The organism is Collinsella sp. AF36-3AT, assembly GCF_003475205.1.
Classification (GTDB): Bacteria; Actinomycetota; Coriobacteriia; order Coriobacteriales; family Coriobacteriaceae; genus Collinsella; species Collinsella aerofaciens_AF.
In genome coordinates this window covers 33948-55623 of sequence record NZ_QROZ01000004.1, presented here as the reverse complement: position 1 = coordinate 55623, position 21676 = coordinate 33948, and the positions used below count along the sequence as shown (strand labels likewise).

Here is a 21676-nt window from a genome sequence, read left to right as displayed (position 1 = left end):
GTTACGCTCATGTCGTATACGGTGACCGAGGCCACGGTCGTCTTTCCCGATAAGAAGGCGGCCTCCTCGTTCTCGAGCGGGTATGCGTCCAAAAAGCCTTGCGCACAGATCGATTGTGAGCTTGAGGGCGGTTTTGAGCGGTCCATTTGGATTCCCGTGCGGGTCGCGCGCCTGTATGTCAAAAATCGCCCCGATCTTCCCTGTGATTGGGATAACTTTCGTGAAGCGGTGCAGCTCATCGAGCGTAAATGTGCACTTACCATGGTGACCGAGATGCTATCGCGACGCGACCATGCGACGGGTGAGGTCCGTGACAAGTTGGCACGCTACGGCTTTCGCCAGCCCGCGATCGATTTCGCCGTCGAGCGCGCCACCGAGTATCGCTTTTTAGACGAGAACCGCTTTTGCTCGTACTTTATCGAGGAACGCAAGCGGCGCGGTTGGGGACAGCGTAAAATCGAGACCGAGCTCAAGCGCCGTCATGTCGTGCTCGATGACATTCCCGGTTATCCCGAGGATTATTTTGCCGTCGAAGACGATTTGGCGCGTGCGTCAGCCCTGCTCGCCAAGCGGCGTGTTCCAGAGACGCGCGGATTCGAAAAACTGGTTCGGTTTTTGATGGGCAAGGGCTTCTCGTATCACATCGCCGCCGATGCCGTTAAGGCACGTCTCGATGCCGAACGTGAGGAATGTGCGGTTTAGGCGTATGCGTTTTGTGGCCCTGCCGTTCACCGCGTTTTAGCCGCCGTGCTGGGGCCATTTATTTGACAGTTGTTGTGGTTCAACGTACGATAAACACTGTCATTTGCTTTGTGATATGTGCTCATCTGTGATGAGTTTGTTTATATGTTTATCTGTATCCGACCCGCATAAGCTGCGCCCATATTACTCAAATGTCGCGAGCCGTTCGTAAGGACGGTTCGCTTTGTTGTGTAACGAATCCATAAAAAGGAGTGAGCATGCCTATCATCGCAGCGCTCGTTGGCATCATTTTGGGTGCCATCGCCGCCATTGCCTACATGCGCACCGCCAAGCAGGGTAGTCTTCACGAGGCCGACGAAAAGATCCAGTCGGCACACGCACAGGCTGAGTCCCTGATCGGTGATGCTAAGCGTCAGGCCGAGACCCTCAAAAAAGAGGCTCTGCTCGAGGCTAAAGAGGAGATCATCAAGAACAAGCAGGCCGCCGAGGCCGAGGACAAGCAGCGTAAGAACGAGATTCGTACGCTCGAGAACCGCGTGATGCAGCGCGAGGAATCCCTCGATCGCCGCAACGACGCTCTCGACAAGCGCGAGCATCAGCTGTCCAGCCAGGCCGGTCAGGTCGAGAAGCGCTCCCGTGAGCTCGAGGAGCTCTGCGCAAAGCAGACCTCCGAGCTCGAGCGTATCGCCGACCTTACCCGCGAGGACGCCCACAAGGAGCTCCTCGATAAGGTTCGCGGCGAGGTCACCCACGAGGCCGCCACGATCATTCGCGAGTCCGAGCAGCAGGTTCGCGCCGAGTGCCACAAGACCGCCCAGGAGATTCTGTCTCTGGCGATTCAGCGCTGCGCTGCCGACCACACTGCCGAGGTCACCGTTACCTCCGTGCACATTCCCTCTGATGACCTCAAGGGCCGTATCATCGGTCGCGAGGGTCGCAACATCCGGACCTTCGAGCAGGTTTCCGGCGTCAACCTCGTGATCGACGACACGCCCGAGACCGTCGTTCTTTCGAGCTTCGACCCGGTCCGTCGTGAGACCGCCCGTGTCGCCCTCGAGAACCTAATCGCCGACGGCCGCATTCACCCTGCCCGTATCGAGGAGATGTATCACAAGGCCGCCGACCTGGTTCAGCAGCGCGTGCGCGAGGCTGGCGAGCAGGCTGCCTTCGATACCGGCATCCACGATCTGCACCCCGAGATCGTCAAGACCCTTGGTGCCCTGCGCTACCGTACCTCGTTTGGTCAGAACGTGCTTCAGCATTCCCTCGAGGTCTCTGATCTGTGCGGCGTGATGGCTTCCGAGCTTGGCCTGGACGTTGTGACCGCCAAGCGCGCCGGCCTGCTTCATGACCTGGGCAAGGCAATCGACCACGACGTCGAGGGCCCGCATGCCGTCATCGGCGCCGAGCTTGCCCGCCGTTATGGCGAGAAGCCCGTTATCGTCCACGCTATTGAGGCTCACCATGCCGATGTCGACCCCAACACGGTGCTCGATGTCCTGGTGCAGGCCGCCGATGCTGTCTCTGCCTCTCGCCCCGGTGCCCGTCGCGAGTCTGCCGAGAACTACATCAAGCGTCTTGAGAAGCTCGAGGAGATCGCCAACTCCCATGACGGCGTCGAACGTACCTATGCCATGCAGGCCGGTCGCGAGGTCCACGTCATGGTCCAGCCGGACAAGATCTCCGATGCCCAGTCCACGGTTCTGGCTCACGATATCGCCCATCAGATCGAGGAAGAGATGGAGTATCCCGGTCAGGTGCGCGTCGTCGTGATTCGCGAGAGCCGCGCTGTCGATATCGCTAAATAACATGAGCGACGCGAACGAGCTCATCTCATTTATCGCGTCGATGTCGGGGGAGGGCAACCTTCGCGTCGAGGAGAACCTTGGCGAGGGGTATGTCCGCCTCCGCGTTTCGGAGGCCGAGCGGCGCCAGGCTAAGCACGACATTCAGCATGTCGAGGACATCGTCATCGAAATGCTCCGTAATGCTCGCGATGCCGGCGCCGACAAGGTCTATCTCGCCACGACCAAGGAAGATGGCGTCCGCACGCTTGTCTTTCTGGATAACGGTTCTGGCGTTCCGCAGGATATGCAAGAGCGAATCTTTGATGCCCGCGTTACCTCCAAGCTCGAGAGCATGAAGATGGACCGTTGGGGCGTTCACGGTCGTGGCATGGCATTGTTTTCGATTAAGCAGAACACCGACGAGGCCCGTGTGGTCACGTCCGGCGTCGATCTTGGTTCAGCCTTCAAGGTGAGCGTTGCGGTCGACCGCCTCAGTGAGCGTGCCGATCAGTCCAGCTGGCCCCAGGCCGTCAAGGATGAGGATGGACGTTATGTCTGTGCTCGCGGTCCGCATAATATTATTCGCGCTGCATGTGAGTTTGCGCTCGAGGAGTTGCGTGGTTGCGATGTCTATCTTGGTTCTCCGTCTGAGATTGCCGCGACCCTTTATGCTCAGGCGTCAAGCCGGCTTGATACGTCTCGTCTCCTGTTCATTGATGACGAGAGCGAGCTTCCGGTTGTCGATCGTTTAGGCCTTGCTTCTGATGCCGAGGACTTTATCCGTATCTGTTCGGGTTTGGGTCTTGAGATGTCCGAGCGCACGGCCCATCGCATTTTGGCAGGGCAGATTAAGCCCGTTCGCGGTGTGACCGCGCGCCTGCTGCGCGAGCGTGATTCGTCCTCGCATGTGCCGGCTCCTGTCGATCTCGCGAAGGATCGTCGCGGGCTACGTATTGCCAAGGATGACATGGCACAGTTTTCGCGTGCTGTGGAGCGCGACTTTAATGACCTTGCTGCCCGGTACTATCTCAACCTTTGCGGCGACCCAAAGATTCGCGTTTCGCGTGATCGAATCACAGTGACCTTCGATCTTGCCAAAGAGGAATAGTGCCTTTACCGAGTCCACTCGGTACGATACAGTTATTGCAGTTAAAACGTACTTTTAAATGCAGGAGTTTCTTCATGGATTGCCTGAAGGTATCAAGCAAATCATCGCCCGCGTCCGTTGCCGGCGCCATCGCCGGCATGGTCAAGGATGGTGTACCCGTCAACATCCAGTGTGTCGGCGCCGGCGCCGTCAACCAGGCCATTAAGGCCGTTGCTATCGCGCGCGGTTTTTTGATTCCAACCGGTTTTGATATTTCCTGCGCGCCAGTGTTCTCCGACATCCTCATTAACGGGGAGTCGCGCACGGCCATCCGCCTTTCTATCTACGTTCACCAGATCAATCGAGCTGCTATGGATAACGTCGTCATGGATGATGTTAAGCCTGTGGCATAGCTTCTGCTTGCCTTGTTTCGCTCCCCATCGTTAGGACTTATGCACATGGACCAGCGTTCCGTACGCGATATTCTTGCCGGTAAAACCTACTTTATCCGCACCTTTGGCTGCCAGATGAATCAGCACGACTCCGAGCGTGTGAGCGGTCTGCTTGATTCGTATGGCTGCCTCATGGCGCTCGATCCCGCGCATGCCGATATCGTTGTCTTCATGACGTGCTGCGTGCGCGAGGCCGCCGATACTCGCCTGTACGGTCAGTGCAATTCCTGCAAAAGCCTGCCGCCTTCGCCTTCGGGCAAGCGCGTGGTTGCCGTTGGCGGTTGCATCGCGCAGCGCGATGGCGAGGGCCTGCTCACCAACGTCGATAACGTCAATGTCATCTTTGGCACGCATTCCATTGCACATGTGGCCGAGCTCATTGCCGAGGCGTTCCTTGATGGTAAACGTCATATCCGCACCAATGAGCATGAGGATACGGACGCCATGAGCATGCCGTGGCATCGCGAGACCCAGTATCACGCCTGGGTGCCCATCATGACAGGCTGCAATAATTTCTGCACCTATTGCATCGTGCCGTACGTACGCGGTCGCGAAAAGAGCCGCCCCTTCGAGGAGATTGTCGACGAGGTGACCGGTCTGGTGCGCCAGGGCGTGCGTGAGATTACGCTGCTGGGCCAAAACGTTAACTCATATGGTCGCGATCTGTTTGGCAAGCCGCGTTTTGCCGATTTGCTGCGTGCCGTGGGCGATACGGGCGTGGAGCGCATCTTCTTTACGTCTTCGCATCCTAAGGACCTGCTGCCCGAGACCATCGACGCCATGGCCGAGACACCTGCCGTAATGCCGCAACTGCACCTGGCCGTCCAGTCAGGTTCGACGCGGATCCTCAAAGAGATGAATCGCCGTTATATACGCGAGGACTATCTGGGCCTGGTCGATCGCATTCGCAACCGCATGCCCGATATCGCGCTCTCGACCGACATTATCGTTGGCTTCCCGGGCGAGACTGAAGAAGACTTTGAGCAGACGCTCTCACTTGCCGAGACGGTCCGCTATGCTCAGGCCTATACCTTCATCTATTCCAAGCGCGCCGGTACCCCGGCCGCCGAGATTGACGATCCTACGCCGCATGAGGTTATTCTCGAGCGTTTCAATCGCCTGGTTAAGGTTATCGAGACCACGGCACACGAGTATAACCAGGGTGAGCTTCATACTGTGGTTCCCGCGCTCATTGAGGGAACGAGTAAAAAGAACGATGCGGTCCTGCTGGGCAAGAGTCCCAAGAATCAGACCGTGCATGCGCCTATCCCCGAGGGTTACAGCATCGATCAGCTTGTTGGCAAGATCGTTGATGTTAACGTTGACGTTGCCAAGACCTGGTATTTGTCCGGTTCCGTTGTGGGCGAGCCGCGCTAATGGTTTCTCCCGGGGCAGGCCTTTCCGCCGTTGCGATCGTCGGTCCGACGGCGGTTGGTAAGAGTGATGTTGCCGACCGTTTGGCAGCTCGTCTTTCGTCCGAAGTGCTGTCGTGCGATGCGATGCAAATCTATCGCGGCATGGACATCGGTACCGCAAAGATGGTGCCCGATGAGTGTACGGCGCCGCTGCGTCTCGTCGACATTGTAGAGCCGGGTGTAGCATATTCTGCTGCGCTTTATCAGGCTGACGCTCGCGCGCATGTTGAACGTCTCCTTGGTTCGGGTTGCCTGCCGGTTTTTTGCGGAGGTACGGGGCTGTATCTCAAGGCTGCCCTTGATGAGATGGACTTTCCCTCGGGTGAACTTGAGGACGATCGCCGTGCGGCCTATCAGGAGCTTGCCGAGCGTATTGGCGAGGAAGAACTGCATGCCCTGCTTGCCGAGCGCGATCCAGAATCGGCTGCTGTTATTCATCCCCATAACGTGCGCCGTGTGATTCGTGCGCTCGAGATGCATGATGATGGTATCTCCTATGCACAGCAAAAAAGTCAGTTTAGTGTTCCGCGCGAGCATTATCATGCCCTATGGTTTGGTCTGACGCGTAATCGCGAGGTGCTCTACGAGCGCATTAATCTGCGCGTCGATCTGATGTTTGAGCAGGGTCTTGTCGATGAGGTCCGCGGTCTTATGGCCCAGGGTCTGGGAGATGCCCTGACGTCGATGCAGGCAATTGGCTATAAAGAGATCATTGATGCTTTCAATGGCGTGATGAGCATGGATGAGGCCCGAGAACTCATTAAGATGCGTTCGCGTCGTTATGCCAAGCGTCAGCTTTCGTGGTTTAAGCGCGATGACCGTATCGTGTGGTTTGATATGGATGAATGTACGATCGATGAGGTCGTTGAGGATATCCTGCATCGTATTGAGGCTGCCTAATGGCCCGTTTCCCCCTTGTTCCCACGGCACCCGAGCCCGAGCGTGCCATTTTAGTTGGTGTTGAGTGGCGCGACAATGCATGGCCGCTCGATCGCTCGCTTGATGAGCTGAAGCGTCTTGCCCACACAGCTGGTGCCCGGTGCGTGGCACGCTTGTCGCAGCGTTTGGTAAAGCCGTATCCTAAATCGTTTATCGGTTCCGGTAAGGTTGAAGAGCTGTGCGGCCTGGTGCATCGCATGGATGCCGATGTCGTTATTTTTGACGACGACCTCACCCCCTCGCAGCAATCCTATTTGGAGAAAGCCGTGGGCGAGCCGGTAAAGATTATCGATCGTACAGCACTGATCCTGGATATCTTTGGCCTGCATGCTCAGACGCGTGAGGGACGCCTGCAGGTACAGCTGGCACAGCTTCAATATTTGCTGCCTCGCCTGCGTGGCATGTGGAGCCATCTCGCCAAGGAGCAAACGCGCGGCGGCATCGGCTCACGTTTTGGTCAGGGCGAAAGTCAGCTCGAGGTCGACCGTCGCCTCATTCGTAATAAGATCGCTGCGCTTCGTCGTGAGCTCAAGCAGGTTGAACGGCGTCGCGATGTTCAATCCAAGAGTCGCATTGAGTCACCGGCGTTTCGCGTCGCGTTAGCCGGTTATACCAATGCCGGTAAATCGACGTTACTCAATCGTCTGACCGGCTCTACGGTACTTTCGCAGGACAAGCTGTTTGCTACGCTCGACCCGACGACGCGTTCGTATCGTCTGCCCGGCGGTCGCGGCATGACGATTACCGATACCGTCGGCTTTATTCAAAAGCTGCCCCATGGTCTGGTCGATGCCTTTAAATCGACGCTGTCCGAGGTTTTGGGTGCCGATCTAATTCTCAAAGTCGTAGATGCGTCTGACGAGGACTATGAGCGGCAGCTGGAGGCTGTCGACCGCGTGCTTGATGAGATCGGCGCCGGAGAGCGTTTAACGCTGACCGTATTCAATAAAATCGATCTTCTCGATAGCGTCGATCGATTGAGTTTCCGTCGTCGCTATCCGGAGGCCGTTCTGTTCTCGGCCCAAACGGGCGAGGGGCTCGACGATCTCGTCGACCGGATTGCTCGCGAGGCAGCTGCCACCGATGTGTTGCTCTCCGCTGATATCCCGTATCGTGAGGGCGCTCTCATCACGCTGGTGCATGAGCAGGGAACCCTTCTGCATGAGGAATATCTCGAGGACGGCGTTCGCATTGTGGCGAAGTTGCCGGCTCGTATTGCACCGCGGCTCGAGCGTTATCGCACCGAGTAGACGAGCTCTAAAATGCCCAGAATGATGGGCTGATGCAGCAGATAAAAGGGGAGAGCGTGACGTCCAAGGCTGGCGAGCGCCGGCAGGGGGTTGGCGTAGGCCCAGCTAGGGACGGTCTTATCGATTCCCTGCGCTATGTGTGCGGCGAAGTATCCTGCAAGATACATAAAGATAAACGGGATGATGGGGTAGTAATCACCTGAGATAAACCCAGGGCTCGGAAATCCCAGCCACGCCAGGTAGGGGACAGGGTAGATCGTTTTGGGGATGCTCAAGGTGATTGCGAACAACATAAGGCATAGGGGCATGCCCCATCTCGCCGTTATCTTCTTAAGGACGGGATCGGTCAACGCTACGATGCCGGTGCATGCGGCCATGCAGTAGATGATGCCAAAATTAACCGAATCGTCGACTGAGACAAGTGTTGTTGCCAACCAGACAACGAGTGCTGCTAAGGCGTATTTGGCGGCACGTTTGAAATTGTTGCGCGAAAGGGTGCACATCCAACCGGCGATAAACAAAAATACCCAGCTGATGCTGGCGCGCCAGATGTCTTGAAAGACTGACTGGGTAAACCAGGGCATATCCCAGCCGTACAGGTAGGCGAGATCATAGCAAGCGTGAAAACCTGCCATAGAAATCATCGTAAACCCGCGGACGGTATCAAAGATGGTTATGCGTTTTTGCATTACGAGAACCGGCGCATCAAGCCGACGACTTTGCCCAGGATAACGGGATTCGGTGCATAGATAGGTTCCATGGTGTCGTTCTCGGGCTGCAAGCGCACACGCCCCTGCTCCTTGTAGAACGTCTTGACGGTCGCCGAACCATCAATCATGGCCACGACAATTTCGCCGTTCATGGCACTCTTTTGTTCACGGACGATGATGTAATCGCCATTGAAGATGCCGACATTGATCATTGAGCTCCCATGCACCTCAAGGATAAAGGAACCCTGATCAGTGGCGATTTCGGTCGGGATAGTAAACGTGTCTTCGATATTCTGCTCGGCCAGAATGGGAATCCCAGCCGCGACGCGACCAACGAGCGGTAGCGAGACCGTTCCGCGAGGTGCGGTGGGCTCGTCAGATTTAGAAATTGAGACAGAGGAACCATCCTCGTTAAAGAGTTCCAGGGCGCGCGGTTTGGTGGCATCGCGCTTGAGTAGCCCGCGCGCCTCCAGGGCAGAGAGATGGGCGTGCACGGTGCTGGGGGAGGAAAGGCCCACGGCAGAAGCCATCTCGCGCACGCTGGGCGGATAACCCTTCTCCTGCTGATATTCCTTGATGAAGTCGTAAATTTGCTGCTGACGCTTGGTAATTTTGCGAGCCATCAGGGCATCCTCTCTACCCATGTCAAACAAATGTTCGAATTTTGCTTGACAGGAACAACTGTTCGAAGATAATAATAACCGAACATTCGTTCTCGCGCTAGACATTTTTGTCCGCGCGGCTTGATAAAACTGTTCTCAGCAAAACACGCGAGAGGAGAACATGATGAACGTAACGAATATGGTCCAGGGAAACCTCGCCCTTAAGCTCGAGACGCCTGCAGAACCCACTTTTACGGTTGTTCAGGGTGGCCGCTCCGGCTTTCAGCCTTTGACCGTAAAGCCTGCGCGCAATCAGCAGGCTGTAGTCGCGCCGGCCCGCGTTGCCCCGAAGGTTCCGACGATTGTCGCCGTCGCCGTTGCGCTTACGCTCTTCTTTGTCCTCGCTATGTCGGTCTTTAGCGCTCGTCACGCCGCGTATGCCGAGTCCGTTTCCAACATTACCTACGAGACCATTCGCGTTCAGCCTGGCGATTCTCTTTGGTCGCTTGCCGAAGAATATCCAATCGAAGGCCTTTCCACGCAAGAGACTTCCGACATGATCCGTAGCGTCAATCATCTGGAGCATGGTTCGCTCGCCGCCGGTGCGCATCTTAAGGTTCCTGATCGTTCGTAATCATTATCGCGCTGCGCATGGTACCCTTATTATCGTTTAAGAGGAGGTACCATGCGCTGTCCCAAATGCGGCAAGGCACATACCCGCGTCGTTGATTCCCGTATGCAGGAGTCAAATAACACCATTAAGCGCCGTCGCGAATGTTGCTCGTGTAACTACCGCTTTACAACGTTTGAGCGATGCGAGGACCCTATCGAGGTCATTAAGTCAGATGGAACCAAGCAGCGGTTCGATCGCAATAAGCTTCTTGTCGGCTTGATGCGCGCCACCATCAAACGCGATATTGACACTAAGAAGCTCAATGAGATTATCGACGACATCGAGGTCGAGTTGCGCTCTCGCACACTGACGGCCGTCACGTCCCATGAGTTGGGTGACATGGTGCTCAAGCGTTTGGCCAAGATTGACAAGGTGGCCTACATTCGCTTTGCCTCGGTCTACCGCGATTTCAAAGACGTCGATGAGTTTCTGCAAGAGCTCGACAAGCTAAGGTGATTCCATGTCCAACATTACCGTCAACATAAAGCGTCTCGATCCCACCGTTGAGCTTCCCAAATACGCCCATCCCACTGATGCCGGCTTGGATTTGCGCTCCAACGAGGACTGCGTCCTGAAGCCCTTCGAACGCCGTCTGGTCTCTACTGGGCTGGCCATCGCTCTGCCCGATGGCTACGCCGGCTTCGTCCAGCCCCGCAGCGGCTTGGCCATCAAGCAGGGCCTGTCTATAGTCAACACGCCGGGCCTCATCGACGCTCACTACCGAGGAGAACTCAAGGTTATCCTCATCAACCTGGATCCCTCCAATAACATTCAAATCAATAAAGGCGACCGCATAGCCCAACTCGTCATCCAAGAAGTCCCCACGGTCAATCTCATAGAAGTAGAAGAACTAGACGAAACCGACCGAGGCAAAGGAGGCTTCGGCTCCAGCGGCATCGCCTAGGGCGCCCGTATCCCTCCCGCCCGGGGCTTACCTATATCATTCCATGCTCAACCATTCTCGCGTCGCTTCGCTCGCTGCGAAACTGCGCGTGGAACGATATAGGTAAGCCCCGGGCGGGCGGCTACTCGCTTGAAACAATATTTACTTTTCTAGTAAGTCGATGCGATGAAGGGACGCCTCCTTTGTCGCATCGACTTACTGTATTTATATTTTCTGGTTCCCCTCTGCAGATTCTACTGGTGGGGAATCTGGTATAGCCGCTGGTACGTTAACGCAGCTTACCTGCGGGAGGCCCCTATATATCGTCCCGCGCGCAGTTTCGCAGCGAAGCGAGAATGTTTGAGCACGGGATGATATATAGGGGCCTCCCACAGGAAAGCGGACATTAAGACGCTACCTGATATGCGCAGGTTTTTCGCCCCAGTAGAAGCGGCAGAAGGCTCGTTTGCGCTTTTGGGGTTTGCCTACGAGCTCCATGGTTGCGATGGCTATGTCTTCGGCTGCGTGGGGGCGGCGTAGTACTTCGCCGTTGATGAGCAGTGCCTTGAGCGACTCAGGATGATCGTGGAGATGACGCAACGTCACGATGAGCTCTCGTGCGGTGGTGACATGCATGCTGGCGCCCATGCCGGTGAGCATGGTGGTGTTGGCCTTTTCCTGGCCATAGGACTTGCCCAGCAGGATCATCGGCAGGTGTGCGCACAGGCATTCGGTGACGGTGAGTCCGCCCGATTTGAGAATTGCCAGGTCGCAGCCGTGCATGAGGGCCGCCATGTCGTCGACATAGTCCAGCACCGTGACATTTTCGAGCTTCATGGCATCGAAGAGTGTCTTGAGGCGGGCGGCGTATTCCTTATCCTTGCCCGGCAAAAAGACAAAGTGCATGTCTTCGAAGCTGCGTAGGAAGGGGAGGGTGCGGTCCATCTCCGCGCGAAAGCGAACGTACGGTTGAGGCAAGCTGGCACCGGCCATTACCAGCACGACGGTCTTGTCGGTGGGGAGGTTGAACTTAGCTAGCTCTTCTTCGCGATCATAATCCGTGTCGAATCCGGCGCGAATAGGAATGCCGGTAATGCGAATCTTTGTTTCGAGCACCTTGCGCGGACGCAGCGTTTCGGCCATAAATTCGTTGGCAACACAGAATAAATCGGTGTCCTTGTGGGGCCACCATCCCTCGACTTCGTAGTCGGTCGGTACGCAGATGACCGGATAATCGATACCCGTAATTACGCGGGCGCCCACGGCAACATTGGCTGCTGTGATGTGCGTTGCAACCACGGCTATGGGCCTGCGGCTACGAATATATTCGTTGAAGGCGGGGAACATAATTCGCGACCATGCCGTTCCGCCACCCCAGAGAAGATGTCCCGTAAGCGTATATCGCCAGGTCAGGTCGTAAATGGGGCGCGTGGCTCCCGTAAAAGAAGCCGCGGTCTTATTGCCGTCGAATTTAATACGTCCAAAATCAAGGATATCGAGCACTTCAATCTCAATATCCTCGGGGATGCCATTGGTGCCGCGGATGAGGTCGAATGCCTGCGCAATCGCATTTGCGGCGGCCTTGTGGCCCGAGCCAACGGAGGCGTGCACGATGGTCACGAGAGGTTTTTGCTGAGCCAGGAGCGTGGTTTGCTCCGATTGGGGAGTGCTGTGCGTGAGCAGGGGAGCGTCGTCACTCGTCTGCGCCTGGTCCATCGATAACTCCCCTTCAGCTTTGTAATACGGATTTATCATTGTAGTGCATGAGTGTCACGTTCACGTAAATTTGGGTATGAGCGCAAAGAACGACAACGTTTCGACGAAAGGACGCTTCATGACTACCGATAAGCCGATCGATGTTGCGATTATCGGTGGCGGCCCCGCGGGCTATGCTGCCGCCATTTATGCTGCGCGTGCTAACCTGACGACGACCGTGATTGAGCAGGGCATGTCGGGAGGGCAGATCGCCACAACCAATGAGGTCGAGAACTATCCGGGTATCTCGCTCCTGAGTGGCGCCGAACTCGGCGAGCGTTTTCAGCAGCATGCAGAGGGCCTGGGAGCACAGGTTGCATGGAGCATGGTTACGGGTGTCGATTACGATGCCGATGCAGCGTTGTTTACGGTGCATCACGATATGGGCGATACGCTGGCCCCGAGCGTTATCGCTTGCATGGGTGCCACGCCGCGTCCGGCAGGTTTCGCAGGCGAGGATACGTATCGCGGTCGTGGCGTTTCATATTGCGCAACATGTGACGGCATGTTTTTCCGCGGCAAGCAGGTTTTTGTAATCGGTGGTGGCAATTCGGCATGCGAAGAGGCTCTGTTCCTGTCCGACATTGCCAACAGTGTGACCATCGTGCTGCGCCGCGACCAGTTCCGTGCGCCCGATGGTGTTGTTCAGAAAGTACTCGCAAAGGACAATATTACAGTTAGGTACCAAACTAGTATTGTGGAGCTATCGGGCGAAGCCATGCCAACGACGATTACCTTTAAGGACAATGCATCCGGCGAGACTCATACCGAGTCATTTGAGCCCGGCTCGTTTGGCATCTTTGTTTTTACCGGAACGCAGCCCCATACCGAGCTTGTTGAGCATCTAGTCGATCTGGCGCCTGATGGCGGCATTGTCACCGACGATTCGATGGCCACCCGTACACCTGGTCTATTTGCCGCTGGCGACATCCGTTCCAAGCGCTTACGCCAGGTTGTGACCGCCGTTTCTGATGGAGCCATAGCGGCAACGAGCGCATACGCGTTTCTCCGTGGATAAGTACGATAATATATCTTATGTAAGGTTGCTATCTTTAAACATAGTGGTTGGACAGTGCATCAATGTGCCGTCCAACCACTTTTACTTTGCGGCTATGTAGTATGCAAAACTATATAACCTAGAATACAATATAGAAAACGAACGGGGGCCTCTTATGAACCATGCTAAACATGTTATCCCGATGTCCGATACGTCGGTCAGCATTAAGCCTGAGGATATTCAGCCGACGGTTCTGCCGGATGCATTTATTCAGTCCGATATGGTGGGTAAACTCAACGCGTTGAGCCTGCCACGCTATGACCAGCTGCCCAACGTAACGCTCTATCGCGATCAGGTTATTGAATATGTTGCGCTGTGGATGGAGCCGCTTTCGATTTGCGTAGAGCAACCCGTTATCACGCCATCGATGATCAATAACTACGTAAAGGTCGGCCTCGTTCCTGCTCCGGTTAAAAAGCAGTATGGCCGTGAGCAGATTGCGCGTCTCATCGCCATTTGTATCTTTAAGCAGGTGCTGCCCATCGCTGCGGTTCAGGCGCTCTTTAATATTCAGCGCTTGAGCTACGACGCTCCCACGGCTTTCGATTATGTTGTCGATCAGCTCGAGGCATCGATTCGTGCGGCGTTTTCTGTTGAGCAGACTCCCGTGCCCGATACCGCACATCAGGTTACGCGCGAATCGTTGCTCGTGCGCAGTGCGGTATCGTCCTTCGTTTCGAAGGCGTATCTGATGAGCTATCTCAAGTTCAATGGGTTTAATAGCTAACCGAGGTATAAGATGGGCGGGATAAAGAGCCAATGGCTCCTTATCCCGCCCATACGTTTGTCTAGTTGGATATTATCGGCCCGACGCCACGCCCATACCGTAGCCGATAATGAGGCCGTGCATCTCGGCATAGTATGAATCTAGCCCGTTACAGGGCATGATAATCGTCTTGGAGCCGGGCCAATGCTCCACAATGCGGCTGGCAAGTGCTTGGGCGCCCGCCTCATTCTCGACATGGTCGATAACGACCTCGCCGCCGGTAAAGCCTGCGGCCTCCATGGTGTCGACAATCTTGGTGAGCATCTTCTTTTCGCCGCGGGTGTGCCCAACGAGTTCAATTTTGCCCGCTTCGCTCGCCGTGCCCAAAATGCGGATATTGAGCTTGTTGGCAATGACGCCGGCTGCCTTAGGGATACGTCCGGCTTTGGCCAGGTTTTCGTAATTGCACAAGCTGAAGAGGATTTTGCTGTTCTGCTCAAGGCTATTGAAGTATGCGCAAGCGTCCTCGAATGAGACATCCGGATTGCTTGCAAGATACCGGTCGAACAGCAGTAAGATCAGGTCCATTTTGCCGCCGGCTCCGCGTGAATTGACCAAATGAATTTGACGGTTCGGCTCCTCGGCAAGAACCAAATCGCGTGCCGTGGCGGCGGCGTTATAGCTCCCCGATACGCCCTCCGAGATGGGCATACAAATCGTCTTGTCGGCAAGCCTAAAGAGTTCGGTCCACTCGCCTACGCTCGGACAGGCGCTCGAAGAAGCGCTCGACTCCGCCTGCACGGCGCAATTGAGTTCGTGAACGTCGAGCGTGAGGTCATCGACGAACTCGCGCTCCCCCACTCGAATTTTGAGGGGTGCAAATGCAAAGGTGGTATGGGGCGCGGTCGGTTGCCAATCGCGGAGGTTACAGCTCGAATCGGAGATAAGTGCCCAGCTCATAGAGGGTCCTTTCTATATGCTTCTCAATCATTATAGCTATATTGCTCACCGATGAAGCGTGCATCTAGTATTGAAAACTAGCACATTAGGATCATGTATGGAGCACGGTCATAAATAAATGAACCTCGCAGCTCAAAGGCCACGAGGTTCACCTTCGTTCGCTATACAGAGTGACTTAGTAGCGCACGAAAATGTAGTTGTTGTTCATACCGGCTGCGACGGAACTGATGATGACGCCCGTTTTGTAGTCGGAAGCATGGATCATCTGACCATTACCGATATAGATGCCGGTATGGTAGGAGTTAACCACAACATCGCCGGGTTGCGGATCGGACACACGGGTCCAACCCATGAAGTCGACCGTGGTGCCCAGACGGCAGTAGCGTCCCGTGAGGCAATAGCCTACAAAACCGGAGCAGTCAAAGCTGTTCGGCCCAATGCCACCCCAAGAGTAAGCGTATCCGAGCTTGCTATAGGCACGCGAAACAACGGAACCGCCGTCAACGGACTGGCTCGGTGCGGAAGGCGTCGGAGCCGGAGCCGGAGCCGGAGCGGGCGTCGGGGGCTGCGGAGTGGGAGCGGGCGCGGGCGTGTTTCCGCCGCCGTCGTTGGTCGTACCGCCACCCTTGTTGGTGTTCTCGCTCGTACCGGCGGTGTCGTTGCTCACCGTGGCCTTTTCGGCGGTGCTAGCATTTATGCCAGCCTGCAGCGCGGCGTTGGCCTGGGCCTCGGCAGCAAGCTCGGCCTGCAACTGTGAATCCAGGGAGTTCACGACACTCTGGGCTTCAGCCTGCTGGGCGTTAAGCTCATCGACCTTCTTTTGCGTGGTGGCGACGTTCTTCTCCTGCTCGGCCTGCTTATCGGTGAGCTGCTGCTTAAGCTCCTTGACCTCTTGAATGGTCTGAGCCTGCTTATCGGAAACTTTGCCGTAGTAGAACAGACGGTTGAGCATATCGCTCAGGTCATCGACGCCGGTCAGAACCTGAAGCAGGCTCAGACCGCCGGTTTTGTACTCGCCGGCGACATAGGTCGAGAGCTTGGCCTGACCGTCAGCGATCTCCTGCTGCTTTTGCGTGATCTCGCCAGCAGTCTGATCGAGCGCCTGCGTCTGCGTGGCGAGATCATCGTAAATCTGCTGGGTTTGGGTACCGATCTGCTCGAGCTTCGTACGAGCAGCGGCAAGGTCGGATGCGGTATCGGCGTAGGCAGGAGCCGCGAGGCCCAAGCCCAAAACACAAGCGAGGGTTGCCGTAGCAGCGCAGCGTGCCATGTTTTTGTGCGTGTTTGCTGTGCGCATGTAGCTTCCTTTCCAGTAACTAAGGGTAACGGCTAGTCCACCGTCACCAGGCTAAAGAGCTCAACATCGTCGTCAGTCGGCGTGAGCTTCTCGCGCGGGTTGAGAAACGCAAGCTCAAGGATACACCCGTAGCCCACAAGCTTTGCGCCCATATCTCGCACAAGTTTACCTGTTGCCTCGACGGTTCCGCCCGTCGCGACCAAGTCGTCCAGAATCAACACGGTATCTTTAGAGGTAATGGCATCGGCATGGATCTCGATAGAGTCGGTGCCGTATTCGAGCTCATAGCTCTGGCTCACCGTCTTGCGGGGTAGCTTGCCCGGTTTACGTGCGGGAACAAAGCCGGCACCAAGGGCCACAGCCACCGGTACGCCAACCATAAAGCCACGGGCCTCGGGACCCACGACCTTGGTGATCCCCATGCCGGCAAAGTGCTCGGCGAGGGCATCGGTCATGGCTTTGAGCGCCTCGGGATTGCCAAAGAGCGGCGTAATGTCTTTGAAGATGACTCCGGGCTCGGGATAGTCGGGGATGTCGACGATTTGAGATTCGAAGTCGTACATTGCATGACCTTTCAATGGGTTGCCGGATAAGCGGTAGCTGTTATTTGCCCGCGGTGACAGTGTCGGATTGCGAAGGGGCGACAACCTTGAGCGGCTTTACGAGAGAATCCTCGTGTGAAGCCGGCGCGGCAGTTTCTTCGTTTTTGGCCTTGGTGGACTCGGAGCGAGCGATTTCTTCATCGAGTGCATCGATGTCGGCATCCTCGACCACGGCGTTGAGCGACTCAAAAACGCGGTTCTTGAGCAGTGCCGTATGCACACCCTCGGTGAGGTCGTGAAGCTTCTTAAACGCACGCTCGAGCTTGGCGTCGCGCTCGTCATCGGAGGTATCCATTCCGAGCATGCTCACGAGCACCTGCTCAAACATCGAGGACTCGCGGTTGGCGGAAGACACGTACTGACGCAGGTTGCGCGGCTCGATATGGAAGCGTGACAGCTCGGAGCAGTAGCGGATGATTGGAAAATCGCGACCATCGACGAGCTCACGGTTCTGCGGACTCTTGATGATGCGAATGAGGTCGTTCTCGGCGAGCGAGCGGATAAACGAGATCTCGACGCCCAACATATCGGGAATGGTCTCGATGGGATGCAGCTTTTGTTTAGTCTCCTTGGGCTCCGTCTTGAGCGGAACATCGGACAGCAAGCCCACCTCGTAGGCGAGCGTTGACAGGTCCGTGGCGTTTTCCAAGCGCTGCTTAATCACGTTGAGCGGCATGTAGCGAGTCTTCTGCAGGTGCAGAATGACCTCCAGGCGATCAACGTCCTCCTTGGAGTACTGACGGTATCCCTTAGGCGTACGATGAGGGGTAATGAGCCCCTCATCTTCTAGAAATCTAATTTTTGAGTTCGAAAGATCGGGGTATGCGCCTCGAAGTAGGTTGACGACTTGGCCGATACTCAGATAGTTGCGTTCGGCCATGCCCTACTCACCGGTTTCGATGCGCTCCGGCGTGCTCTCGTGGTAGATGAGCGTAAACGTACCGATCTGAACGGAAGAACCGTCGTGCAGCGGGGCCGCGTTGACAATGGCACCGTCGACCCAGGTGCCATTGAGCGAGCCCAGGTCCTCGATGCGGGCGCCGAGGCCCTCGCGAATAATGCGCGCGTGGCTGCGCGAAACGGTCATGTCATTGAGGAAGATGCCGTTCGCAGGATCGCGGCCGATGGTGGTCACGTCGTCCTCGAGTTCAAAGGCGGCACCAGTCTGCGGACCCTTGACGATGGACAGAACGGGGGCGGTGATGCGCACGTTGGCCATGAGGTCGGGAACGGTGACGTCGCTTGAAGGCACGCGGAATACGCAGGTAGCGTCAGCAGTCTTATCATTCTGAGGCATATTGTTAACCATGTTGTCCATGACAACCCCTAACTTATCGCGGACGTGCCGCAAATAATGAACCGTACGTAATCATACCCCAACGAATCAGTCTTCGATTTCGGGGTTCAGAAAGTCGATGTCCTCGTCCTCGGGATGCGCGAGAGCCTGTTTAATGGCCACTCCGCCCTTAATGGAATAGATGACAGCCGTGAGCATGGAGAAGATCACGCCGCCGTACACAAAGAAGATGCCGAGGGGCACCGAGCTTCCGTTGAGGCCCGGGAAGGCCGTAAGGGTTGAAGGTAAAAGATGCAGGCCGTCAATAACGGGGAACCCGAGCAGCATGAGCGAGAAGCCGGTCATGAGCAGTGCAGTGGCAATCTTTCCGGGAAAGACGACATCGATGGGGCGACGGTGATAATGACGCACGATAAGCGTGCCAATGCCCAGATAGATGTCGCGGCCAATAATGAGCACGCAGACCCAGATGGGCAGCTCTCCGCGGACCACCAGCCCCAAGACGCCGGTGAACAGCAGCGCGCGGTCACAAATGGGATCCATGACCTTGCCGAGCCATGAGACCGTTTTGGTCATGCGGGCAATCTGACCGTCCATCCAGTCGGTGGAGGCCGCGATGGCATAGATGACAATGGCGACGACACGGTTGTTGTCCGTCACAAACAGGTACAGGAAGACGAGCGTGAGGATCAGGCGCGTAAAGGTGATGAAATTGGAGACCGTAAAGATCTTATTCGACGGGTAATCGGAAGTGCCGATAAGCTCCTTTTTGATCTTCTTTTTGATGCCCACAGGACTCCCCCGCTGGTTAACGACAAAACTTTCGATACTATACCCGTTCCGGCGATGTCTATCCAGCGTAAGCATAGAGAGTCCAGACATGTGGAGGGCGCTTATGGGCGGCGGGGATTTTCGCATTCGTGTACATCAGTCTCCAAACATGTCGAAAAATGTCGTTTTTGGAGGTTGACGTACACGTTTTGATTCGGTGATTACATCGATCGGGAAAGTTGTTGCCTCAAGCAAATTAATCATGATGTGCGGGTCGAGAAGAGTTTGCGCCAAAAGAACCCAACGGCCGTTACGGATTCGTTAGAAACGCGTCCCACCATGGATGGTGAACCCGAAAGGTAAGGCGCGCGGGCACGGCGATTCGGCCCGCGCGCCCGGAAGAGAAAGGACGAACCCATGGGTTACATGCTCGAGACGCGCGGGCTCACCAAGCGCTTCGGCCGCGGCGACCAGGCGCAGGACGCCGTGGCCGACGTGAGCCTTCATATCCGCGAGGGCGAGGTGTACGGGCTGCTCGGCCCCAACGGCGCCGGCAAGTCGACAACGCTCAAGATGATCTGCGGGATGCTGCGGCCGACGGCCGGGGAGATCCTCTTTGCCGGGCACGCCTGGCGCCGCGAGGACCTCTACGCAATCGGCAGCCTCATCGAGGAGGCGCCGCTCTACCCCAACCTCACCGCGCGCGAGAACCTGCGCGTGCGCACCACGCTGCTGGGCCTTCCCGAGAGCCGCATAGATGAGGTGCTCGCCGCCGTGGACCTCGCGGACACCGGGAAGAAGCGCACCGGGCGCTTCTCGATGGGCATGCGGCAGCGCCTGGGGCTCGCGCTGGCGCTGATCGCCCGGCCACGCCTGCTCGTGCTCGATGAGCCCACCAACGGTCTCGACCCCATCGGCATCGAGGAGCTGCGCGACCAGATCCGCGGCTTCGCGGCGGCGGGTACGACGGTGATCGTCTCGAGCCACATCCTCTCCGAGGTGCAGCAGATGGCGGACACCATCGGCATCATCTGCGGGGGGCGCCTCGCCTACGAGGATGCGCTTCGTCCCGGGCAGGACCTCGAGGAACTCTTCATGAGCTTCTGCCGGGAAGGGCGACGAGCGCGCGGGGAGGTGGCGGCATGACGGGCGAGAAAGGCGGCCTGCTCGCGGGCCTGCGCGCCGAGGCCCTGAAGTCGCGCCACGCGGCACCGGTTCGCCTGGCCGTGCTCATGGCGCTGCCGATGCCGCTGCTCGGCGCGATGCCCTACCGGGGCGTGCAGATCTTTAGCGCGTGGAACTACTGGTACGCGCTCTTCCTGCCCGTGTCTCTCTCGCTTGTGGTGGCGTGCGTCGCGCGGGCGGACGCTCGCACGCGGATGCGGGGGCTTCTGGGCCTGGGCTTCCCGCTCGGGCGAGCCTGGTGGGCCAAGGCGCTCTGGTGCCTCGCTCTTTGCACGCTCTCGAACCTCGTGGTCTTTGGCATCTACCTCGCGGGATCGGCGTTCTCCTCGCAGGGTCTCACGGCCGCGGGCACGCTCACGATGCTCCTCTGCGCGCTCGCCAACACGGTGACCGCGGCGTGGATGATCCCCGCAGGGCTCTTCCTCACGGCGCGGCTCGGCATGCTCGCGGGCATCTTCTGCCCGCTCGCCGCGCAACTCGTAGGTGGGTTCGCCTGGTCGTTGGTGCCGCTGCCGCAGCTCTTTCCGCCGTCGGCGAACATGGTCATCCCCACGAGCTTCATCCCCGTGCTGCCGAGCGGCGAGCCGCTCGCGGCGGACATGGCGCTCGGCGGGGCGCTCGCGGCGGACGGCATGCTCACGCTGGCGGGCCTTGCGGTCTGCGCGCTCGCGTTCGCCGCGCTCACGGCGGCGGGCGCTGCCTGGTTCGCGCGCTCCGAGGAGAGGTGATGGCCATGACACGACTCTCCGACCCGACGCCGCGCATGACTCTCTCGCGGGCCCTGCTCTCCGAGGCCCTGCGCCTGGCGCGCTCCCCGCTCTCGGCGGTGCACCTCGCCTGCGGCCTGGCAGCCGGTCTTGCCTGCGGCGAGTACTTCTCCGTAACCCGATGGGACCCGGCGCTGGGCGCGGACGCCTACGCCCAGTTCCTCGGCGCCCTCATGCCGCTCATGTCCGCCATCGTCTGCGGGCTCGCCGTGGACGAGGAGCGCGCTGCCGGGCGCCTCACCAACCTCACGGCGGTCCCCTCGCGAGGGCGCGCCGTCGCGGCGAAGCTGCTCGCCCTTGCGGCGCTCGGCGCGGGCGCGCTGGCCGTGGCGCTCAGCGTGTTCGGGGGCGCGCTCGCCGTCGCCGGACGCCTGCCGCTCGGGCCCGCTCCGCTTGCGGCCGCCTGGGCGGGCATCGTGCTGGGCAGCTTGCCCCTCTACGCGCTGGGGCTCGGCGTGGCCCTGCGCCTCGGCCGCAACGCCGCCATCGGCGGCGGCGCGGCGGGGACGCTCCTCGCGTTCTTCTCGGTGGGCGGACTTGCGCACGGCCTCATGACCGGCGAGCTCACCGGTGCCCTGGTGACGCCCCTGAGCTGGGTGCCGCTCGCCTGGCCCGCGCGCCTGGGGTCGCTCGGGGTTGAGGCCTTCATCGACGCCGTACGCGCGGCGGGCCCACTCCTCACGACTGCGCTCGCTGGCCTCGTGCTCACCCTGGCAGCCGACGCCGTCCTTCTCGCCTGGTTCTGCCGCTTCGAGGACGGGAGGGCAGATGCGTAGGAG

At 57.8% G+C, this 21676-nt stretch carries 24 protein-coding genes; 15 read left to right on the top strand and 9 right to left on the bottom strand.

The window, feature by feature from the left end; all coding sequences use genetic code 11:
* Positions 1 to 9 precede the first annotated feature (9 nt).
* The 7 genes from DW003_RS05130 to hflX all read left to right on the top strand — a co-directional run bounded on the left by DW003_RS05130 (position 10) and on the right by hflX (position 7632).
* The gene (locus DW003_RS05130) at positions 10 to 702 is read left to right on the top strand and encodes a regulatory protein RecX (RefSeq protein ID WP_118259733.1); all 693 of its coding nucleotides are present in this window, start codon (positions 10 to 12) and stop codon (positions 700 to 702) included.
* Between the two features lie 257 nt (positions 703 to 959).
* Positions 960 to 2510, top strand: a complete 1551-nt coding sequence (gene rny, locus DW003_RS05125) for a ribonuclease Y (protein ID WP_117629182.1) — start codon at positions 960 to 962, stop codon at positions 2508 to 2510.
* Between the two features lies 1 nt (position 2511).
* Positions 2512 to 3597: an ATP-binding protein gene (locus DW003_RS05120; RefSeq protein WP_118387927.1), complete on the top strand. Its 1086-nt coding sequence runs from the start codon at positions 2512 to 2514 to the stop codon at positions 3595 to 3597.
* Positions 3598 to 3671: 74 nt separating this feature from the next.
* Positions 3672 to 3989 carry a stage V sporulation protein S gene (locus tag DW003_RS05115; RefSeq protein ID WP_006235982.1) on the top strand — a complete coding sequence of 106 codons (318 nt, stop codon included), beginning with the start codon at positions 3672 to 3674 and terminating at the stop codon, positions 3987 to 3989.
* A gap of 45 nt (positions 3990 to 4034) precedes the next feature.
* Positions 4035 to 5405 (top strand): tRNA (N6-isopentenyl adenosine(37)-C2)-methylthiotransferase MiaB, encoded by a 1371-nt coding sequence (miaB, locus tag DW003_RS05110; RefSeq protein WP_118387925.1) that lies wholly within the window; start codon positions 4035 to 4037, stop codon positions 5403 to 5405.
* Positions 5405 to 6343, top strand: a complete 939-nt coding sequence (miaA, locus tag DW003_RS05105; protein WP_118387923.1) for a tRNA (adenosine(37)-N6)-dimethylallyltransferase MiaA — start codon at positions 5405 to 5407, stop codon at positions 6341 to 6343. Before miaB ends, miaA begins: the two co-directional genes overlap by 1 nt.
* The gene (gene hflX / locus DW003_RS05100) at positions 6343 to 7632 is read left to right on the top strand and encodes a GTPase HflX (protein ID WP_118334521.1); all 1290 of its coding nucleotides are present in this window, start codon (positions 6343 to 6345) and stop codon (positions 7630 to 7632) included. Before miaA ends, hflX begins: the two co-directional genes overlap by 1 nt.
* Here hflX and DW003_RS05095 read toward each other — a convergent pair.
* Positions 7617 to 8321, bottom strand: coding sequence for a heparan-alpha-glucosaminide N-acetyltransferase (locus DW003_RS05095; RefSeq protein ID WP_118387921.1), 705 nt, complete (start codon positions 8319 to 8321; stop codon positions 7617 to 7619). The genes hflX and DW003_RS05095 overlap by 16 nt on opposite strands.
* A complete protein-coding gene (gene lexA, locus DW003_RS05090) occupies positions 8321 to 8965 on the bottom strand; it encodes a transcriptional repressor LexA (RefSeq protein ID WP_147330835.1) in 645 nt (214 codons plus the stop codon). The genes DW003_RS05095 and lexA overlap by 1 nt, the downstream gene beginning before the upstream one ends.
* Before the next feature lie 163 nt (positions 8966 to 9128).
* Between lexA and DW003_RS05085 the strand changes: the two genes are divergently transcribed.
* Genes DW003_RS05085 through dut form a run of 3 tightly spaced genes read left to right on the top strand, consistent with a single transcriptional unit; the run spans position 9129 to position 10521 of the window.
* Complete coding sequence (locus DW003_RS05085) at positions 9129 to 9578, top strand: LysM peptidoglycan-binding domain-containing protein (RefSeq protein WP_158551612.1); 450 nt, start codon at positions 9129 to 9131, stop codon at positions 9576 to 9578.
* 51 nt (positions 9579 to 9629) lie between these two features.
* Positions 9630 to 10073 carry a transcriptional regulator NrdR gene (gene nrdR / locus DW003_RS05080; RefSeq protein WP_022093781.1) on the top strand — a complete coding sequence of 148 codons (444 nt, stop codon included), beginning with the start codon at positions 9630 to 9632 and terminating at the stop codon, positions 10071 to 10073.
* A 4-nt stretch (positions 10074 to 10077) separates the two neighbouring features.
* Positions 10078 to 10521 (top strand): dUTP diphosphatase, encoded by a 444-nt coding sequence (gene dut, locus DW003_RS05075; RefSeq protein ID WP_117877489.1) that lies wholly within the window; start codon positions 10078 to 10080, stop codon positions 10519 to 10521.
* Positions 10522 to 10914: 393 nt separating this feature from the next.
* On the opposite strand, the gene DW003_RS05070 is transcribed toward dut, so the two are convergent.
* Positions 10915 to 12216, bottom strand: a complete 1302-nt coding sequence (locus DW003_RS05070) for a glycosyltransferase (RefSeq protein WP_118267298.1) — start codon at positions 12214 to 12216, stop codon at positions 10915 to 10917.
* Positions 12217 to 12334: 118 nt separating this feature from the next.
* Here DW003_RS05070 and DW003_RS05065 point away from each other — a divergent pair, with 118 nt between their 5' ends.
* Both DW003_RS05065 and DW003_RS05060 read left to right on the top strand, forming a co-directional pair.
* The gene (locus DW003_RS05065) at positions 12335 to 13273 is read left to right on the top strand and encodes an NAD(P)/FAD-dependent oxidoreductase (RefSeq protein ID WP_118387919.1); all 939 of its coding nucleotides are present in this window, start codon (positions 12335 to 12337) and stop codon (positions 13271 to 13273) included.
* A gap of 154 nt (positions 13274 to 13427) precedes the next feature.
* Positions 13428 to 14039 (top strand): DUF1836 domain-containing protein, encoded by a 612-nt coding sequence (locus tag DW003_RS05060; protein ID WP_187361898.1) that lies wholly within the window; start codon positions 13428 to 13430, stop codon positions 14037 to 14039.
* Positions 14040 to 14111: 72 nt separating this feature from the next.
* Here the strand turns inward: DW003_RS05060 and DW003_RS05055 are convergent, their stop codons facing one another.
* From DW003_RS05055 to DW003_RS05030, 6 genes are all read right to left on the bottom strand, one after another.
* Positions 14112 to 14978 carry a DegV family protein gene (locus tag DW003_RS05055; RefSeq protein ID WP_118387917.1) on the bottom strand — a complete coding sequence of 289 codons (867 nt, stop codon included), beginning with the start codon at positions 14976 to 14978 and terminating at the stop codon, positions 14112 to 14114.
* A gap of 175 nt (positions 14979 to 15153) precedes the next feature.
* Positions 15154 to 16275, bottom strand: a complete 1122-nt coding sequence (locus DW003_RS05050) for an NlpC/P60 family protein (RefSeq protein ID WP_118387916.1) — start codon at positions 16273 to 16275, stop codon at positions 15154 to 15156.
* Positions 16276 to 16307: 32 nt separating this feature from the next.
* Complete coding sequence (locus tag DW003_RS05045; RefSeq protein WP_117757798.1) at positions 16308 to 16838, bottom strand: adenine phosphoribosyltransferase; 531 nt, start codon at positions 16836 to 16838, stop codon at positions 16308 to 16310.
* Between the two features lie 40 nt (positions 16839 to 16878).
* Positions 16879 to 17757: a MerR family transcriptional regulator gene (locus tag DW003_RS05040; RefSeq protein WP_117757797.1), complete on the bottom strand. Its 879-nt coding sequence runs from the start codon at positions 17755 to 17757 to the stop codon at positions 16879 to 16881.
* A gap of 3 nt (positions 17758 to 17760) precedes the next feature.
* Positions 17761 to 18195 carry an FHA domain-containing protein gene (locus DW003_RS05035; protein ID WP_006236002.1) on the bottom strand — a complete coding sequence of 145 codons (435 nt, stop codon included), beginning with the start codon at positions 18193 to 18195 and terminating at the stop codon, positions 17761 to 17763.
* 66 nt (positions 18196 to 18261) lie between these two features.
* Entirely contained in the window at positions 18262 to 18966 is a 705-nt protein-coding gene (locus DW003_RS05030) for a CDP-alcohol phosphatidyltransferase family protein (RefSeq protein WP_118387914.1), read from the bottom strand.
* Between the two features lie 396 nt (positions 18967 to 19362).
* Here DW003_RS05030 and DW003_RS05025 point away from each other — a divergent pair, with 396 nt between their 5' ends.
* From DW003_RS05025 to DW003_RS05015, 3 genes are read left to right on the top strand one after another with little or no spacing between them, the layout of a single operon-like run.
* Entirely contained in the window at positions 19363 to 20091 is a 729-nt protein-coding gene (locus tag DW003_RS05025; protein ID WP_118387912.1) for a lantibiotic protection ABC transporter ATP-binding protein, read from the top strand.
* Entirely contained in the window at positions 20088 to 20858 is a 771-nt protein-coding gene (locus tag DW003_RS05020; protein ID WP_117797797.1) for a hypothetical protein, read from the top strand. The genes DW003_RS05025 and DW003_RS05020 overlap by 4 nt, the downstream gene beginning before the upstream one ends.
* A complete protein-coding gene (locus DW003_RS05015; protein ID WP_118387910.1) occupies positions 20858 to 21673 on the top strand; it encodes a lantibiotic ABC transporter permease in 816 nt (271 codons plus the stop codon). The genes DW003_RS05020 and DW003_RS05015 overlap by 1 nt, the downstream gene beginning before the upstream one ends.
* The last annotated feature ends 3 nt before the right edge of the window (positions 21674 to 21676 follow it).

Excerpts from the sequence above, each read along its gene's own strand:
- DW003_RS05130 (WP_118259733.1), top strand. The coding sequence starts at position 10 with ATGTCGTATACGGTGACCGAGGCCACGGTCGTCTTTCCCGATAAGAAG.
- rny (WP_117629182.1), top strand. The coding sequence starts at position 960 with ATGCCTATCATCGCAGCGCTCGTTGGCATCATTTTGGGTGCCATCGCC.
- DW003_RS05120 (WP_118387927.1), top strand. The coding sequence starts at position 2,512 with ATGAGCGACGCGAACGAGCTCATCTCATTTATCGCGTCGATGTCGGGG.
- DW003_RS05115 (WP_006235982.1), top strand. The coding sequence starts at position 3,672 with ATGGATTGCCTGAAGGTATCAAGCAAATCATCGCCCGCGTCCGTTGCC.
- miaB (WP_118387925.1), top strand. The coding sequence starts at position 4,035 with ATGGACCAGCGTTCCGTACGCGATATTCTTGCCGGTAAAACCTACTTT.
- miaA (WP_118387923.1), top strand. The coding sequence starts at position 5,405 with ATGGTTTCTCCCGGGGCAGGCCTTTCCGCCGTTGCGATCGTCGGTCCG.
- hflX (WP_118334521.1), top strand. The coding sequence starts at position 6,343 with ATGGCCCGTTTCCCCCTTGTTCCCACGGCACCCGAGCCCGAGCGTGCC.
- DW003_RS05095 (WP_118387921.1), bottom strand. The coding sequence starts at position 8,321 with ATGCAAAAACGCATAACCATCTTTGATACCGTCCGCGGGTTTACGATG.
- lexA (WP_147330835.1), bottom strand. The coding sequence starts at position 8,965 with ATGGCTCGCAAAATTACCAAGCGTCAGCAGCAAATTTACGACTTCATC.
- DW003_RS05085 (WP_158551612.1), top strand. The coding sequence starts at position 9,129 with ATGAACGTAACGAATATGGTCCAGGGAAACCTCGCCCTTAAGCTCGAG.
- nrdR (WP_022093781.1), top strand. The coding sequence starts at position 9,630 with ATGCGCTGTCCCAAATGCGGCAAGGCACATACCCGCGTCGTTGATTCC.
- dut (WP_117877489.1), top strand. The coding sequence starts at position 10,078 with ATGTCCAACATTACCGTCAACATAAAGCGTCTCGATCCCACCGTTGAG.
- DW003_RS05070 (WP_118267298.1), bottom strand. The coding sequence starts at position 12,216 with ATGGACCAGGCGCAGACGAGTGACGACGCTCCCCTGCTCACGCACAGC.
- DW003_RS05065 (WP_118387919.1), top strand. The coding sequence starts at position 12,335 with ATGACTACCGATAAGCCGATCGATGTTGCGATTATCGGTGGCGGCCCC.
- DW003_RS05060 (WP_187361898.1), top strand. The coding sequence starts at position 13,428 with ATGAACCATGCTAAACATGTTATCCCGATGTCCGATACGTCGGTCAGC.
- DW003_RS05055 (WP_118387917.1), bottom strand. The coding sequence starts at position 14,978 with ATGAGCTGGGCACTTATCTCCGATTCGAGCTGTAACCTCCGCGATTGG.
- DW003_RS05050 (WP_118387916.1), bottom strand. The coding sequence starts at position 16,275 with ATGCGCACAGCAAACACGCACAAAAACATGGCACGCTGCGCTGCTACG.
- DW003_RS05045 (WP_117757798.1), bottom strand. The coding sequence starts at position 16,838 with ATGTACGACTTCGAATCTCAAATCGTCGACATCCCCGACTATCCCGAG.
- DW003_RS05040 (WP_117757797.1), bottom strand. The coding sequence starts at position 17,757 with ATGGCCGAACGCAACTATCTGAGTATCGGCCAAGTCGTCAACCTACTT.
- DW003_RS05035 (WP_006236002.1), bottom strand. The coding sequence starts at position 18,195 with ATGGACAACATGGTTAACAATATGCCTCAGAATGATAAGACTGCTGAC.
- DW003_RS05025 (WP_118387912.1), top strand. The coding sequence starts at position 19,363 with ATGGGTTACATGCTCGAGACGCGCGGGCTCACCAAGCGCTTCGGCCGC.
- DW003_RS05020 (WP_117797797.1), top strand. The coding sequence starts at position 20,088 with ATGACGGGCGAGAAAGGCGGCCTGCTCGCGGGCCTGCGCGCCGAGGCC.
- DW003_RS05015 (WP_118387910.1), top strand. The coding sequence starts at position 20,858 with ATGGCCATGACACGACTCTCCGACCCGACGCCGCGCATGACTCTCTCG.